Below are 15,807 nucleotides of genomic sequence, written 5' to 3'. Positions count from 1 at the left end.
TTGTCATGAAAAAGTGGAGCACGTTTTTTACAGCCATGATTCTTGCTGTTGCCGTACTGGCAGGGTGTGGGACACAAGAGGAAAAGGAAACATCAGCGACTCAGGAAGAACAAGTCCAGGAAGTCACTGTACAGGTACAGGTTTCTAAAAACAATGGCGAAGAAATGATGGCTGAAGATGAATTAACGGTAGAAGAAGGAACCACCCTTATGGAAGTCATGGAAGAGAACTATGAAGTTGAACAATCAGAAGGGTTTATCAACAGCATAGAAGGAATTGCTGGTAACCAAGAGGAAAAAATGGCTTGGATGTACACCATAAATGGTGACGAAGCAATGGTTGGAGCCAATGAGTACGAAGTAGAGGATGGAGACGAAATCGTTTTTGATTATCAATCTTGGGAATGATGAATGATGAACACATATAAGCTTACACTGATTGCCATGCTCGCATCTTTAGCCATAGCAGGAAGAATGGCATTAGCTCATTTACCGAACATCCAGCCGGTAACTGCTATCATCATTATTGCTGGTTTCTGGCTTGGACCTAGTGCCGGCATTCTCATTGCTCTGCTCACGACTTTTGTATCGAATGTGCTGCTGGGCATGGGCATATGGACCATCTGGCAGGTCATCGCCTGGTCAATCATAGGAATCGTTGCTGGTCTACTAGGGAAGTATTGGTCGAACATGCCATCCTGGGGTCTTTCCATCTATGGATTCATCAGTGGGCTTTTGTTCGGTGTCATTCTATCATTGACCATGCGGGCAACGGGACAACCCTTTTGGGCCTATTATTTAGCCGGCCTCCCGATGGATCTCAATCATGCAGTATCTAATACTGTGTTCATATTGGCTCTTTCTCCAATACTTGGAACACTTTTCCAACGCTACGAAAAAAGAAACGCCATATCAAAAGTATCTTAGCTACCCGAACCAAGGGTAGCTTTTTTTGTTACCGCTACCTCTATATTTTATTAAAGATAATGGCAGGATTATGGAAGACTCAGTTTCGATGCTTTCCGGGGTTCGTTGCCTGGGTTGCGCGTCAGGGGTGGCTGGGAAGCTACTCGTCTAGCTCCATCGCCCAGACACTCGCGTCATAAGCAGAACAGCAAAGGAATGAAAAGCACATTCCGTTGCTGTTCTGCTTATGCCAGTCGTGTCTACCAGGGCGATTCCGCATTTGGACACTTTCCTGTGGGGGAGTGGAGAGCTTCCTCGGGCTACGCCCTGCGGGAGTCTCCCAGCTTCCCAACCACCCCATACGATTATTGTGAGAAACGAACCCCTTTGCCCAGTATGAGTGTCTTTCACAAATCCTGAATCTATAGTGGTAAAGCGCTCTATAACAGGCTTTATCATTCAAAATGCGGTTGGAGAATCCATGTTACTTCACTCTCCTTAGAAGTAAAGCTTCCCTTTCCTGGAAGTGGTTTCGAGATACTTATATGGTAAAGGGGCGTAGGGGAATGGCGAGACTCCTATCTTAAGTGTGGAGGCGCCTTGATCAGCGGCGTATGGACTGGACTGAGCTGGCGGAGATAAAGGAAACACGAAGAACGAAGTGATTCGATGTTGACTTATCGTATAGAAGCGAGGGAAGTCTTACTAGCCGCTAGGCGTCGGAACCGGATATCTATGAGAAAAAAAGTGCATGGTGAGACCCCACAGGACGCAGTCCGAGGAGGCTCACCGCGCTCCCGCGGAAAGCGTGCTATTCCCCGCAGTCCCCATCCACACAACAAAAGTCTCGAAACTTAGTCTTTAACTAAAGGCAGCATTAGTTAAAGGTGGGATGGAGTTTGGAAAATGAGGTTCCTTTTTCTTTTTTTGCATATTAAGATAGATAGTGTAACTTTTTCATACATAAGACGACTATTAAAGTGACCCAGGAGGTACCACCATTGCGAACGTTCTTTGATGAACTATATGATAACTATCACCATGACCTGTTTCAGTTCCTGGTCTATATGGTCAAGGACAGAAGTCTTGCCGAGGACCTGGTTCAGGATGTTTATGTAAGGGTCATGAAATCCTATGATTCATTTAATGGTAAAAGCACAGAGAAAACATGGTTGTTTTCAATAGCCAGGCACGTAGCCATTGATTATTTCCGTAAACAAAAAAGAAACCGCTTCATGGAATTCTTTGATTGGACGGAAAAAGGGGAGCAAATCAAAGATCAGAATAAAATGCCGGAAGAGATAGCGGTGCAGAATGATGAAATTCAACGAGTATATCAAGCATTGGATCAATGTACGGTCGATCAGCGAAGTGTGTTGATTTTCCGTTTTATTCAAGGGATGTCCATAAAAGAAACAGCAGAAATCTTAAGCTGGAGTGAGAGTAAAGTGAAGACGACTCAACATCGAGCTATGAAAGCTCTGAAGATGGTACTTGAAGACATGGAAGAGGGGAGGGGAAACAGTGAAGAAGCATAGTGATGAAGATATCAAAAAAGCATTAAGTAAACTCCCTGCAATGGAAGATCGCCAATCGAAAGAAATGCTCTATCAAAAGGTTTCTTCACGCGTAAATAAACCACAAAGAAAAGTAGCTCCATGGCTGTTTCCTGGATTGGCTACGGTTGCTGTTTTACTCGTCCTTGCCGTGTTCCTGCCTGTCTTCTTCAGTAACAATGGAATGCTTACCGTAGAAGAGTCCGCTGATCGGGCAGATCAAAGTGCAGAGTCTTCTACTGCAAATGAAGAAACGTCGCCTTCACTCGATTCATCACCTTCAGAAACTGGAGAGGAAAGCTCTGAAACCAAGGAAGCTGAACCTTCCAGTGAGGAGGAAAGTCTTCCTGCAGAAGAAAATGAAGAGGAAGAACCCCAAGCAGATGAAACAAAGGTCGAAGAGGACAGGGAAGATCCGGAAACCGAGCTTGATTCACTGATTTTAAGCAGTGACGAAAGCGGCCTTCGTACACTTTCTTATCCAGGGAAAAATGCCGAAATCATCCTGCCTACGGTACAGAAACAGCCGGAGTCCGAAGAATTTTCCCCAGAAAGATATGGGTTAGCTGACAGAGTTGTAGACGAATTGAAATATGAGATCAATGAAACAGAAGGGGCAGCTGTCGTTACGTTTCCTGATGGTTTCAGCGTTAGTGGCGCAGCATGGGCGAACGCAATCATCGAAAGCATTCGCTGGGACTTGGAGAACTTTCAACTACAGGAAATTTCTGTGCAGACCGAATCTGGTGGCCCTGTCAATCTGGGAAGTTACGGTGAAATTTCTGAAATTCCTGTCATTCAACAAGGAGAGTACATTTTTCAATTGTATCAGTATGAAGATTCTTCTGAACGATTTCTTGCTCCCATATCTGTGGAAGGTTCTCCGACGTTCCGTGAAGCGCTTTCTTTGATGCAAGAAAAGGGAAAAGGTCTCTATATAAGCCCTGCCGTGCCGGAACATGTTCAGTTTACTTCAACAACAATAGATCAAGGAATCATGAATATACAGGTGCAGCATGAATCATGGGCGAGTGAGCAGCAGCTTTTGACGATGGTTGAAGCCATTCTTGTAACAGCTGGCCAGTTTGGTTTTGAAAGGGTCAAGTTCAATGGTATGAATGTAAGCGAATTTTCCACCTATGATCTTGAAGAACCGATTGATGTACCTGGAAGAATCAATCCTGTCATGGACCAATGACTGAGAATCCTCTGCGATATTTGCAGGGGGTTCTTTTTACTCGTTGAGGAAAGACGGTCCATCAGCACCCTTCTTGCTCGAAACTATGAAACCGCCCTTACTGGTTGACTTAGACGTTTTTGTGTTTATCAGAAAGCGTTAAAGTCTTTGTTCTAGGATTGGCCCTTCCGCTCATGTTAAAATAAAGGAACGTAGAAAAGGGGACGATGAGTCATGGATAAACACGATGTGCGGAAACAGGTTTCTGAAAAAATAAAATTGATCCGTGTCGAGCATGGATATACCCAGGACAGGATGGCAGAAATCCTCGGATTATCCAAAAAGACGCTTGTCCAAATTGAAAAACAAAGAACGTTGGCAGGCTGGACGACGGTCGTGGCCGTATGTGCTCTTTTTCAAGAGAGCGATGTTCTCAAAGGCGTATTAGGGGATGCTCCTGTAGAAATCGTGGAAACTATAGCTCATGAACATGTGGAGCCTCAAGGGAAGAAAACGCTTGGTGGGAAAGTATGGTGGCAAACCATTGCAGAAGGTGAAAACTACATCCTGCAGCAAAACCTGATCAGTCACCATTATAGAATCATTGATTCTGAGGATTTTCGTATGTTCTCTACCATTGATCGGACGGAGGCGGAAATCCGTTTTGAAGAATTAGTCAAATAAAAAAGCCCCTTGAAAAAGGGGCTTTGGTCACGAAAAGAGGTACATCACTCTTCGTATTTCAGAGGGTCTCCGTGAAATGGAGCTGAGGAGATCTTTATAGAATCTGTCGGACACCCTTCCCATGCATCTTCCATATCCTCTTCGTAAAGCTCCGGCACTTCATCAGTACCCTCGTTATCATCAAGGACGACATAAGCAATTCCTTCATCGTCGTAGTCATATAAATCAGGGGCAGCAGCACCGCAGGCCCCGCAGGCAATGCAGGTCTCTTTATCTACGATTGTATATTTGGCCATAGAACGACCTCCTTCATGAAACTTCTCTATGATCGAGGTATTGATTACATAAGTACAACGTTTATTGTAAATCGCATGGGAATGGTTTTCAACTAAACCATGCTGAACAAGGAGGAAAAGGGGGGAGAAGATGTTCGGTCATTTGGTTTTAACTTGTGTGGATCGACTCAGGGGAGAGCGTACAGTCTCGGGCATTTATCATTTACTGACAGGGAAACGTTCTTCACAAACACTACAGGATGCGAAAGGGTACGAGCTTGATCCACTGTTCGGTATCTATCCATCATTGAAGCGTGAGTCATTGGAGACACAGATTAACACACTGGTTCGTAACGGGTTTATCCAGTTAAATGAACAATCTTTTCCTTCCATAACTTCTGAAGGGACTCGGCAATTGTCATCTTTCCCGGTTCATGAGCTTCAATACTTTGAAGGAATGGTCTGGCATGACGTGGTTCCTACTTTTGTCAAAAGAGTCTATCTTCTGCTGCAAGCGATGGCGAACTCCAATGCCGGCATTCACCACTATGTACCCATCGTTGATGACTTTGGCACACAAAATTGGGTGCGGAAAGTCCATCAGCAATTTCAAGATAAACTACCAAAGATGGGGGAATCGTTGTATGAAGAAATTCATCATCTCCTAAAAAAGCACCCGTCTCTTCAAGCAGAATTGTTCGTCCATCGTTTGACGGGCGGGGGAGTGATTGGCATGACGATCGAACAACTCACAAGGGAGTTTGAATTATATAGAGAAGATGTTGAGATCATGCTGCAACATACCTATTATTATCTGTTTCTTGAATCTAAAAGGGACAAGGCTCGCTATCCTGTGCTGCACCTCTGTACAAAAGGACTCGATGCGACCCACCTGATTACAAGATCGGCTAGGAAGACATACCAGTATATTCAACAAGGGTTGAGCATGCAGGAAATTATGAATATACGGCGATTGAAAAAGAGCACGATCCAGGACCATATTGTAGAATCCGCTTTAATTATCCCCGATTTTTCGATTGCTTCTTTTTTGAGTGAGGTTGACGTACGTGAGATAAATAAAATGGGGAGTCAATTAGATACAAAAAAGCTGAAGCAAATACATGAAGCGTTGGATGGAAAATATGATTATTTCGAATTGCGCCTCGCATTAGCAAAAGGCCAGCACGCAATAAGGGAAGGTATGACAAAGGATGAGTCATGATCTAGGTTTGATACTAAAAGAGAATTTTGGCTTTGACGAATTCAGGGAAGGTCAGAAAGAAGTCATTACAGATGTTCTGGAGGGGGAAGATGTATTAGGAATCCTACCGACGGGAACAGGCAAATCGCTATGTTATCAACTTCCTGCCAAGGTCCTAGGTGGCACTACCCTTGTCGTATCTCCCCTGATATCACTGATGGTGGATCAGGTGAAGCAGTTGAAGGCTTCTGGATATAAAGCCGTGACCGCTGTGAACAGTTTCATGGATCAGCCTGAAAGAAATGCTGTATTGAAGAACCTTCATAAATACTCGCTTGTCTACATTTCACCAGAAATGCTGCAGAATGATTGGCTGCAGCAACGTTTAAACCGGATGCATGTCCCTCTTTTTGTTATTGACGAAGCCCACTGTATATCTCAGTGGGGACATGAATTCAGAACGGATTATCTCAAGCTTCATCAGGCCATTGAAAACCTCGGCCACCCAACCGTGATGGCCTTAAGTGCAACCGCGACCCCTGATGTGCAGCAGGATATCATGGAAAAGCTGAGACTTCCCCATATGAAAAAGAGAATCTATCCGATGGATAAACAAAACATTAGTTTTGCTGTGGAAGAATGCACGAGTCCAGAAGAAAAAACGGAACGAATCGTTGAAGTGCTCAAGCAAAACCAAGCTCCTACCATGATCTATTTTTCAAGCCGCCAGTGGGCAGAAAAAGTCAGTTTTGAACTGAGGGAGCGTTTGGACCAGAGAGTCGCCTTTTACCATGGTGGAATGGAACAAACAGATCGTATGCTGGTGCAGCAGCAATTCATGAATCATCAATTGGATGTCATTTGCTGTACAAGTGCCTTCGGTATGGGAGTAGACAAAAAAGACATACGCATGGTGATACATTTCCATCTGCCCCCTCAACTGGAATCCTTTATCCAGGAGGTCGGCAGGGCAGGACGGGACGGTGAAGCGGCGGTCAGTCTACTGCTTTTCACACGTCAGGACCATTATCTTCCTCAGAGACTTATACAGAGTGAACTTCCTGAGAAAAATGATCTTCATCGAGTCTTCTCTTTTTTAATGAAAAAGCAGGGAGAAGAAGTGCCTTCAGATGATATCATGATTGAACGCTTTGAGTTATCCGAATCCCAATGGAATTTTATCAAGTTTCAGTTAGAAGAAGAGGGTGCTTTACAAAACGGAAAACTAGTAGGGGTGACCTCTAACCTCTTTCAGGAAATTCACCGCTTTTTAGAGGAGAGGTGGATGTATAAACACAACAAACTGAATGAAATGTTGAAATGGATTCACTCATCTGATTGTCGCAGAGAAGCGTTATATAAACCGTTTCAGGACATGGTCAAAAAGCCAACCGTTCCATGCTGTGACCAATGTGATTTCAGCATGGATGATCTATCTTTCCAGGAGGAGCGTCGTACGTATGATACGTTCAGCTGGGAGGATCGTTTAAAGTTTATTTTCAAACAAGGAGCCGGTTTATGAAACGAAAGAGTCAATCAGATCTGATTATGGAAATGAACGACCGGGAAATTACACTACAATTGGTTCTTACTCAGTTGAGTATACTGATTCTCGCAATTATTGGCAGCGTATTCCTTTTTGATGCTTTTTGGGCTGATTGGAGCAGTCAAGTGGATTTCCATTTGAACGAGCTGTTGCTTTACGGATTGATACCAGGACTTATGGTGCTTCTCATCGACCTTTTTCTCGTGTATCGTTTACCACAAAGGATGTACGATGATGGCGGCATTAATGTCAAAGTTTTCAAGAATCGTTCAAGTTTAAGTATTATTGGCATTACTTTGCTGGTTGCGGTTAGTGAAGAAATGCTATTCCGCGGAGTCCTGCATGCGGAGTTTGGGTATGTGGTTGCAAGTGTACTCTTTGCCGTTATGCATATTCGTTATTTAACAAAAATCGTGTTATTGATTTCAGTATTATTCGTCAGTTTCTTTATCGGGTATATGTATGAGATGACGGGTAATTTACTTGTGACCATCCTGGCGCATTTTCTTATTGATGTTGTATTAGCCTTTTGGATCCGTTTCGGAAAATGGGGGGAAGCCGATGAGTGAACAGCATTCATCAAAAGATCAAACAGAGCAGATGAGGAACTACAGAGAAGATGAAGGGTTTGAAAAGGAAGAGTTTGACATTCTGGATCTGCCACCAAGAAAAGATGTTCATGAAGGCAGGAAAGAAAAAACAAGGTGGAAGGTAAATGCGATTTGGATGCGCTTCCTCTTCGTCATTCTTCTAATCTTGATTATTGTGATGCTTTCGTTTCCTTATTGGGATGCATGGTTTGGGCAAACCTTTCCTAAGCCAGGCTTCATAGAAGAATCGCCCTACCATGAACAAATCACGGTAGAGCGTTGATCTTTAGAAAAATTGCTTACGATCCCTTTCAAACTTAAGTATTTCAACCGCTTCTCTGAATCTTTGGGAATGAACCACTTCTCGTTCACGCAAAAATTTCAAACTGTCATTCAAGCATGGGTCATCCGACATATTAATGATCCACTGATAGGTGGCTCTTGCTTTCTCCTCAGCAGCTATATCCTCATATAGATCAGCAATCGGATCTCCTTTCGCCTGAATGTAAGTGGCGGTCCACGGGCTTCCTGCTGCGTTATTGTAATACAAAGCGTGATCATGGTTTGCGTAATGGGCACCAAGTCCCGCCGCTTTCATTTGTTCCGGTGTCGCATCTTTCGTGAGTTTATAGATCATCGTGGCGATCATCTCTAAATGAGCGAATTCCTCTGTCCCGATATCCGTCAAAAGACCAATCACTTTATCCGGAATACTGTAACGCTGGTTCAAGTAACGAAGGGCTGCGGATAATTCGCCGTCCGCTCCGCCATACTGTTCAATTAAATATTTTGCAAGCCTCGGGTTGCATTCCGTTACTTTTACAGGATATTGTAACTTCTTTTCGTAATACCACATAAGCGCCCTCCTATGTCCTTCATCATTGAAGGTTTATAACTGCCATGGCCACGGACTATCTCCCCAATTCCATGGATAACCTGAAAAACTGCCACCATACTGCCTTAAAGGTCCAAACTGCTGCTCATAGGCAGATTTCAGATCTCTGCTTTCAACCGCAAGCTGATTGAACTGCTGGATTGCCTGGGTGTCCTGCGGATGGGTATCCAGGTAAAGAGTAAGTTCTACCAAAGCGAAATCCACCATTTGAATCTTTTCCATTAAAGCATATCGCTCTTTAGCAGGATTAGCCCCTTGCTTCATCGTTTTGCTCCTTTCTCTGAAGGTGTAGGGTAGGGATCATACAAAGCCGGCCAAAGAGTTCCTTTATACAACGCGTCTTGTATCGGGAATTGCTGCAAGTTTGGGGGCTGAAATCCAAGATAGAGATTAGGCGGTGTCTGGTAACAAGCCGTCCCTCGTGGCGGACATGGATCAAAAGGGCCGTGGTAAGGCTGGTAGCATTTAATTGGTGTGTACATCCTACATCACATCCTTTTCCTAGGAATTTTATGTGGGCCCTTCTTGTCCTATGCGATGCAGGCAGGATATTCGCAGGTGGATGGCGAAATTATTACCGTGCAAATTAAAAAGAAGAGGTGAGTGTATGTTTGTTAAAGGAATTATGAAACCCGCCCACAAATCCTTCACGGCGGAATCATCCGCTTCACTTTCAGAAGTTCTGAAAGTGCTTGATGATAAAGATATTGAAGCCATGCCTGTTTTGAGATCAGGTCAATTCAAAGGAATGATCTCTAAAGAGATTATCTTTCGGGCTTATTTTAATTTAGAAGAAGAAATAGATCGGAAAACGTTTCTTCGTGAAACCACTGCTGGTGATGTTTCCATGTATGAGGGTTTTTATATTCATGACGAAGAGGTTTTTGAACATACGCTGCCGTTGTTCAAAGGTTTTTCCGTGCTGGCTGTCGTCAACGATTCCAAGAAATTTCTCGGCCTCGTGACAAGATTTGATGTCATCGAACAGTTCGAAAGTGCGTTCGGGGTCAACAAAAAAGGAGTCAGAATTGCTTTCACTTCCGAAGAATCATCAGGAAGAATTGAAAGACTCGGGGATATTATTAAAAGTTACCACGAAAACGTGATTTCACTTGCTACGTTTGATGAAACCGATAAGCTTGCCAGAAGAATTGTCTTGAAGATTGAGGACAACGATAATATTGAGGCATTTACGAAGAAGCTGGAAAAGACAGGTTTTAGAATTCTAAGCGTAAAGAATGTGTGAGGAAGTTCTTTCATTTTTCTTGGGTTTATAATGGTGATTAACTGTAGAAAAAACCGCTCAGGATGTGTAATCTTGAGCGGTTTTTTCTGGTTTTTATGATTCATGTTGTATCACATTCTCTATATATTTGAGGGATCAGGTGAAATCTTCCATACACGTTCGTTTTATCAGGCTTACACGTTTGTGATAATATAAGAGTTCTATAAATGTAGTGTGGGGGTGTTCAAATGGTATGGATCCTGCTAATCGCCCTTCTTGTCGGCGTTATGCTGTTGGGGTGTATGTATGCTTTGTCAGAGAACGATCACTTGCAAGAAAAACAATTGGAGTGTAAAGGTCTGGATGCTGATCAGAGGATTCAACTGCTGTTCATTAGTGACATACATAATCGAAAATTAAATGAGGCAACGTTCACAAAAATAAGCACTGTCGATCTTGTCATCATCGGTGGTGATTTCGTAGATAAAAGGACATCTTATGAGCGTTTTATGCACAACCTATCCCTATTAAAGCAATGGGGAGCTCCTGTTTATTTCATTCCCGGGAATAATGATCATGAGTGGAGGTACGGGTCATTTTTGGATGAATTGATGAAAGAAGAAGTCATCCCCCTATCAAACGAGGATGAGTTTGTTGAGTTACCAAACGGAACCCCGGTCGTATTGAGTGCCTTAGATCCATATTTTATGAAACCTAACCGAAATGCTTCCTATTTAGAAGATAAAAAAGGCCTGCAGATTCTTTGTGTACATGATCCTTATGTATTCAATCGGATGAATCAAGGGGCCAAGGATAGGTTTGATATGGTCCTAAGTGGACATACCCATGGGGGACAGATCAGGATTTTTGGCTTCGGGCCTTATGAGCGGGGCGGATGGCAAATCAGTGAAAACCAGGCTTTTCTTGTAAGTGAGGGATATGGTACATCCTTATTGCCTCTACGTCTAGGTACCAAAGCGGAATGTCACTGGATAGAATTAACATCCGAAAATTAAATCAACCTCTAAAACATATAGGGAGAATATTGAAATTTTACACACATTCTTGACATCTTATATAATAAAGGAAAATGGACGGGTGGAGGCAGACTTATGGCAACAACGAAAGCAAAATACAATATAAAAGCTGTGTCACAGTTATTAGGAATTCAGCCGGGTACGCTCCGTGCCTGGGAAAGAAGATATAAAATGATTCGCCCTTCAAGAAATGAGGCTGGCCATCGTCTGTACACCGATGAGCATGTGCGAATTCTAAAATGGTTGATGGAAAAAGTGAACAAGGGATTCACCATATCGCAAGCGGTTTCCTTGTTAGAAAGTAATGAAGAAGCGGTGACGAGCACTAATCATGAATCTGAACATAAAACCGAACTGGATAAAATTGGTGATGAGTTGTTGAACAGCCTTCTATCCTTTAATGAAAACGATGCGCAGCGCCATCTTGATCACGCGTTCAGTTTATTCACGCCAGAAACGGTGGCAATTGATATTATTGGACCTATCCTTGTGAAAGTCGGTGACTTGTGGGAGGAAAACCGGATTACGAGTGCCCATGAGCATTTCGCGAGTCACTTCATCCGTTCAAGGATCGGCATGATGCTTCTGTCTATTCCAGTCGATGGAATGCTTCCGAAAGCCCTGCTTGTCTGTGGTCCTAACGAAAGGCATGAATTAGGGCTGTTGATCTTTGCTCTGTTTTTGAAACGGAAAGGATACGATGTCATTTATCTCGGTCAGAGTATTGCAGGCGGAGATATTGATATTGTCATTGATGAAATTGAACCCACGTATATGTTCATGTCCTGTACGCTTAAAAAGAATATCCCCATAACGGTAAGGCTGGCAGAATCATTGCAAAAACAATACCCTGACCTGAAAATTGGTCTTGGTGGATATGCTTATGATCGCCTTTCTGAACTGGACAAAAAACGAATCCAGCCGTTTATTGTAGGAAACTCTAAAAAAGCATGGGAACGTTGGTTGCAGGCGACATAATGTTCAGTACCAACAACAGAAGCTGAATGAACGCTTAATAATGGAACGGTACCTTGTTAAAAGGGGCCGTTCCATTATTAACGTGGGAAAATGCGTGCCCTGATGTCTTTCTAAGTCTACCCTCATAACAGAAGAAGCCTTTAAGCTTGTATTTAAAAGCGTTTGGTGATCAATTATATGGACCTTTTGAGGGGAGAGTTTATTACATAATGATTGATTTGGCGGCGGAAAATGTTTGCCCACGCCCAAATCGTTAGATATAATTTGAAAAAAGGTGCCATAATCGCATCAGTCATCATAAGATATAGATAACACATCGTGACAGGGGGGCGATCATGTGCGAGTGGAAAGAATGACGAATGAGAAATTTAAGATCTTCCTTACGTTTGATGATCTGATGGATCGGGGGTTGTCTCGTGAGGAGCTTTGGAGTGATTTACCCAGAGTGCATCGTATTTTCAGTGATATGATGTATGATGCAGGAATCGAACTGGGTGTCGAACTGTCAGGTGTCCTGTTGGTGCAGGTATATCTCCTGCAAGCGCAAGGCATGTTAGTCGTCGTAACGAAAACAGAGCCCGCCGATATAGAAGACGATGAAGATTACATTGAAATGAAGGTCACTTTGGATGAAAGTAAAGAAATGATGTTCTCCTTTGAAGACTTCGAACATGTCATCCGGGCAGGGCACCAGCTGTATCAGCTTGATGTAACCGGGGGCAGTGTTTTCTTCTATCATGATTCTTATTATATGCTTCTTGAGGATGAAGATATCTTCCATTTAGATCAAGATCAAGTGATTGCACTTTTATCTGAGTTCGCTTCCGCTACAGCAGCGACATCTCACCGCTTGATTGAATATGGAAAACAAATCATGGACAAAGATGCATGTCGAACCATCTATAAACATTTTTCATAAACTGCAAGAGCGACGCTTCATAAGAGTCGTTCTTTTTTTATGACATAACGATGTCACTGGTACGTTTTTTTCGCTATCCGGATCCTCCGTTTCCAGATGTTGCGTGGATCTAGGGACTTCGGAAAACAGTTCACTTTCCAACCACCCCTGACGCTAACTTTAGCAACGAAACTCGAGACGTCTCTACTTTCATTGAAGTGAATGTTGGAGTTGGAGGCTTAGGAATATAAAATAATCCAGTGCTTTATTTTTAAATAGAAGCTTGTAAGGGAACATGTTAAGATAAGAGTTGGTGTAAGTTAATTATTATTTAGTGGTCTATGAAATGGAGTGTAACAAATGAAGATTGCGGTTTTATATGGTGGTACATCAGGGGAACGAGAAGTTTCTCTCTCAACTGGAAAGGGAATCATTAAAGCGTTAGAGAACAAGGGACACGAGGTTACGCCGATCGACTTTTCTCCTGAAAAAATGGAAGAAGTACTGAAGTTGGATGTGGACTTGGTTTTCATCGGGCTGCATGGACGTTTTGGTGAAGACGGAAAGATTCAGGGGCTTTTAGATATGCTCGGCATACCTTATGTCGGTTCAGGAGTTTTAGCTTCAGCCCTGGCCATGGACAAAGCTAAATCCAAGCAAATCTTTTCCTTGAATGGTTTACACACAGCGAAAAGTGAAGTGTTTGATGTTACAGACCACGGTCAATTCTCCGTGATTGAAGATGAAATCAAACGGACGTTCACTCTCCCATTCGTCATAAAACCGAATCAAGAAGGTTCTACTTTAGGTTTAACTATCGTCAAAAAGGAACAGGATATACGCCAGGCGATCGAAATGGCTGCACATTCTGACTCTATGATTCTAGTTGAAGATTACGTTAAAGGCAGAGAAGTAACCGTACCTGTAATGGGGTATAAAGGAAAAGAACAGGCTCTTCCTGTAATAGAGATCATTCCTAAGAATGATTATTATGATTTTGATTCAAAATATAAACCAGGAGGCAGTGAACATATCGTACCGGCCCAAGTGAGTGAAAAGTTGACAGCTCAACTGCAACAAGACGCCGTCTTGGCTCATCAGCTGCTTGGTTGTGATGTTTATTCGCGTGTTGACTTCATTATTAATGAGAATGAAGAACCGGTCATTTTAGAAGTGAATACCTTGCCGGGAATGACACCAACGAGCCTTTTCCCTGATTCTGCTCAGGCAATCGGCTTAAGTTATGACGACCTTATCCAAAAATTCGTAGAGATATCGTAATAGAATAAAGCCACACAAGTGTAAACGTTTACAATTTTTCTTTGAAAACGGTTAGAAAAAGCCGCATTCAGCTTTCCTAATTAGTAGTGAACGTGTATACTAATCACTGAAGAACGAGCCCTAATCGAATGGATTGATATAGGAGGTAAATGGATGGTAGCCGATAAGCCAACAGATTCTGCAAACCAAAATAACGATAAACTTGATGTGTTAAAGTCCACTCAGACGGTGGTTAAAAAAGCACTAGATAAATTAGGTTATCCTAATGAAGTATATGAGTTGATGAAAGAACCTGTAAGAATGATGACGGTAAGAATTCCTGTTCGTATGGATAATGATCAGATTAAGATCTTCACAGGCTATCGTGCCCAGCATAATGATGCGGTTGGTCCAACTAAAGGAGGCGTCCGTTTCCACCCGAACGTTTCTGAAAAAGAAGTAAAAGCGCTCTCTATTTGGATGAGTCTCAAAGCAGGAATCGTTGACCTTCCCTATGGAGGAGGTAAAGGGGGAATCGTATGTGATCCGCGCGAAATGTCCTTCCGTGAACTTGAAGGAGTCAGTCGTGGGTATGTGCGTGCCATCAGTCAGATTGTAGGCCCTACAAAAGACATTCCTGCACCAGACGTGTTTACTAACTCTCAAATTATGGCCTGGATGATGGATGAATACAGCCGGATTGACGAATTCAACAATCCTGGATTCATCACAGGGAAGCCCCTGGTTCTTGGTGGTTCACATGGCCGTGAAACAGCCACAGCCAAAGGTGTGACCATATGTATTGAAGAAGCGGCCAAGAAAAAAGGAATCAACGTAGAAGGGGCAAGAGTCGTGGTCCAGGGCTTCGGTAATGCAGGAAGTTTCCTGGCGAAATTCATGCATGACCGCGGGGCGAAAGTGATAGGGATTTCAGACGCCTACGGTGGACTTCACGATCCAGATGGACTTGATATTGACTACTTATTAGATCGCCGTGACAGCTTTGGAACAGTCACAAATCTATTCAAAAATACCATTTCAAATGAACAGTTATTGGAGCTTGATTGTGACATTCTCGTACCCGCAGCGATCGAGAATCAGATTACGGAAGATAATGCCCATAACATAAAAGCAACCATCGTTGTAGAAGCAGCCAATGGTCCTACGACATTGGATGCCACAAGAATCCTTTCTGAACGTGGAATTCTACTTGTCCCTGACGTGTTAGCTTCCTCAGGCGGAGTGACTGTATCCTATTTCGAATGGGTCCAAAACAACCAGGGTTATTATTGGACAGAAGAAGAAGTGGAAGAAAAGCTTCATAAAGTCATTGTTAAAGGCTTTGATAACGTTTATCGTACGGCTGAGACGCGTCGTGTAGATATGCGACTTGCCGCTTATATGGTCGGAGTTAGAAAAATGGCGGAAGCCTCAAGGTTCCGTGGATGGATCTAACTTGATTCTAAGAATGCAATCTCCTATCATGGTTATGATAGGAGATTCATTTTTTATGAAAAAACTAGGTGCCGTAAAAGGACTAGGTGAGAATATGAGCATACCCTATGATTGTAATCTTTGCT

The 15,807-nt window shown here is 43.0% G+C and carries 19 protein-coding genes; 15 read left to right on the top strand and 4 right to left on the bottom strand.

The window, feature by feature from the left end:
• Window positions 1-5: 5 nt before the first annotated feature.
• From J0K78_RS02485 to J0K78_RS02465, 5 genes are all read left to right on the top strand, one after another.
• Window positions 6-407, top strand: a complete 402-nt coding sequence (locus J0K78_RS02485) for a DUF4430 domain-containing protein (protein ID WP_206945236.1) — start codon at window positions 6-8, stop codon at window positions 405-407.
• Window positions 408-413: 6 nt separating this feature from the next.
• Window positions 414-926, top strand: a complete 513-nt coding sequence (locus J0K78_RS02480) for an ECF transporter S component (RefSeq protein WP_206945235.1) — start codon at window positions 414-416, stop codon at window positions 924-926.
• Between the two features lie 980 nt (window positions 927-1,906).
• Window positions 1,907-2,443 carry an RNA polymerase sigma factor SigX gene (gene sigX / locus J0K78_RS02475; RefSeq protein ID WP_206945234.1) on the top strand — a complete coding sequence of 179 codons (537 nt, stop codon included), beginning with the start codon at window positions 1,907-1,909 and terminating at the stop codon, window positions 2,441-2,443.
• Window positions 2,430-3,659 (top strand): hypothetical protein, encoded by a 1,230-nt coding sequence (locus tag J0K78_RS02470; protein ID WP_206945233.1) that lies wholly within the window; start codon window positions 2,430-2,432, stop codon window positions 3,657-3,659. Before sigX ends, J0K78_RS02470 begins: the two co-directional genes overlap by 14 nt.
• Window positions 3,660-3,872: 213 nt before the next feature.
• The gene (locus J0K78_RS02465; RefSeq protein WP_206945232.1) at window positions 3,873-4,322 is read left to right on the top strand and encodes a helix-turn-helix transcriptional regulator; all 450 of its coding nucleotides are present in this window, start codon (window positions 3,873-3,875) and stop codon (window positions 4,320-4,322) included.
• Window positions 4,323-4,366: 44 nt separating this feature from the next.
• Here J0K78_RS02465 and J0K78_RS02460 read toward each other — a convergent pair whose 3' ends face one another.
• Window positions 4,367-4,618, bottom strand: coding sequence for a ferredoxin (locus J0K78_RS02460; protein WP_206945231.1), 252 nt, complete (start codon window positions 4,616-4,618; stop codon window positions 4,367-4,369).
• Window positions 4,619-4,748: 130 nt separating this feature from the next.
• Here J0K78_RS02460 and J0K78_RS02455 point away from each other — a divergent pair, with 130 nt between their 5' ends.
• The 4 genes from J0K78_RS02455 to J0K78_RS02440 are packed head-to-tail and all read left to right on the top strand — an operon-like array spanning window position 4,749 to window position 8,217.
• Window positions 4,749-5,819, top strand: a complete 1,071-nt coding sequence (locus tag J0K78_RS02455) for a YpbB family protein (RefSeq protein WP_206945230.1) — start codon at window positions 4,749-4,751, stop codon at window positions 5,817-5,819.
• Window positions 5,809-7,320 carry a RecQ family ATP-dependent DNA helicase gene (locus J0K78_RS02450; protein WP_206945229.1) on the top strand — a complete coding sequence of 504 codons (1,512 nt, stop codon included), beginning with the start codon at window positions 5,809-5,811 and terminating at the stop codon, window positions 7,318-7,320. Before J0K78_RS02455 ends, J0K78_RS02450 begins: the two co-directional genes overlap by 11 nt.
• A complete protein-coding gene (locus tag J0K78_RS02445; RefSeq protein WP_206945228.1) occupies window positions 7,317-7,913 on the top strand; it encodes a CPBP family intramembrane glutamic endopeptidase in 597 nt (198 codons plus the stop codon). Before J0K78_RS02450 ends, J0K78_RS02445 begins: the two co-directional genes overlap by 4 nt.
• A complete protein-coding gene (locus J0K78_RS02440; protein ID WP_206945227.1) occupies window positions 7,906-8,217 on the top strand; it encodes a hypothetical protein in 312 nt (103 codons plus the stop codon). The genes J0K78_RS02445 and J0K78_RS02440 overlap by 8 nt, the downstream gene beginning before the upstream one ends.
• 3 nt (window positions 8,218-8,220) lie before the next feature.
• Here J0K78_RS02440 and J0K78_RS02435 read toward each other — a convergent pair whose 3' ends face one another.
• Genes J0K78_RS02435 through J0K78_RS02425 form a run of 3 tightly spaced genes read right to left on the bottom strand, consistent with a single transcriptional unit; the run spans window position 8,221 to window position 9,311 of the window.
• Window positions 8,221-8,790, bottom strand: a complete 570-nt coding sequence (locus J0K78_RS02435) for a manganese catalase family protein (RefSeq protein WP_146815984.1) — start codon at window positions 8,788-8,790, stop codon at window positions 8,221-8,223.
• 33 nt (window positions 8,791-8,823) lie between these two features.
• Window positions 8,824-9,093, bottom strand: coding sequence for a spore coat protein CotJB (locus J0K78_RS02430; RefSeq protein WP_206945226.1), 270 nt, complete (start codon window positions 9,091-9,093; stop codon window positions 8,824-8,826).
• On the bottom strand, window positions 9,090-9,311 hold the full coding sequence (locus J0K78_RS02425; protein WP_206945225.1) for a spore coat associated protein CotJA: 222 nt from the start codon (window positions 9,309-9,311) through the stop codon (window positions 9,090-9,092). Before J0K78_RS02425 ends, J0K78_RS02430 begins: the two co-directional genes overlap by 4 nt.
• A 125-nt stretch (window positions 9,312-9,436) precedes the next feature.
• On the opposite strand from J0K78_RS02425, the gene J0K78_RS02420 reads away from it, so the two are divergent.
• The 6 genes from J0K78_RS02420 to J0K78_RS02395 all read left to right on the top strand — a co-directional run bounded on the left by J0K78_RS02420 (window position 9,437) and on the right by J0K78_RS02395 (window position 15,682).
• On the top strand, window positions 9,437-10,075 hold the full coding sequence (locus J0K78_RS02420) for a CBS domain-containing protein (protein ID WP_206945224.1): 639 nt from the start codon (window positions 9,437-9,439) through the stop codon (window positions 10,073-10,075).
• Between the two features lie 227 nt (window positions 10,076-10,302).
• Window positions 10,303-11,070 carry a metallophosphoesterase gene (locus J0K78_RS02415; protein WP_206945223.1) on the top strand — a complete coding sequence of 256 codons (768 nt, stop codon included), beginning with the start codon at window positions 10,303-10,305 and terminating at the stop codon, window positions 11,068-11,070.
• Window positions 11,071-11,166: 96 nt separating this feature from the next.
• On the top strand, window positions 11,167-12,069 hold the full coding sequence (locus tag J0K78_RS02410; RefSeq protein ID WP_206945222.1) for a MerR family transcriptional regulator: 903 nt from the start codon (window positions 11,167-11,169) through the stop codon (window positions 12,067-12,069).
• 337 nt (window positions 12,070-12,406) lie between these two features.
• Window positions 12,407-12,988, top strand: a complete 582-nt coding sequence (locus J0K78_RS02405; RefSeq protein ID WP_160913603.1) for a genetic competence negative regulator — start codon at window positions 12,407-12,409, stop codon at window positions 12,986-12,988.
• 339 nt (window positions 12,989-13,327) lie between these two features.
• On the top strand, window positions 13,328-14,248 hold the full coding sequence (locus tag J0K78_RS02400; RefSeq protein ID WP_206945221.1) for a D-alanine--D-alanine ligase: 921 nt from the start codon (window positions 13,328-13,330) through the stop codon (window positions 14,246-14,248).
• A gap of 153 nt (window positions 14,249-14,401) precedes the next feature.
• Window positions 14,402-15,682 (top strand): Glu/Leu/Phe/Val family dehydrogenase, encoded by a 1,281-nt coding sequence (locus J0K78_RS02395; RefSeq protein ID WP_206945220.1) that lies wholly within the window; start codon window positions 14,402-14,404, stop codon window positions 15,680-15,682.
• The last annotated feature ends 125 nt before the right edge of the window (window positions 15,683-15,807 follow it).

Source organism: Halobacillus sp. GSS1, assembly GCF_017307035.1.
GTDB lineage: Bacteria > Bacillota > Bacilli > Bacillales > Halobacillaceae > Halobacillus > Halobacillus litoralis.
Note: the sequence above shows the minus strand (reverse complement) of the source record. Positions and strands in the feature narration are given on the sequence as shown.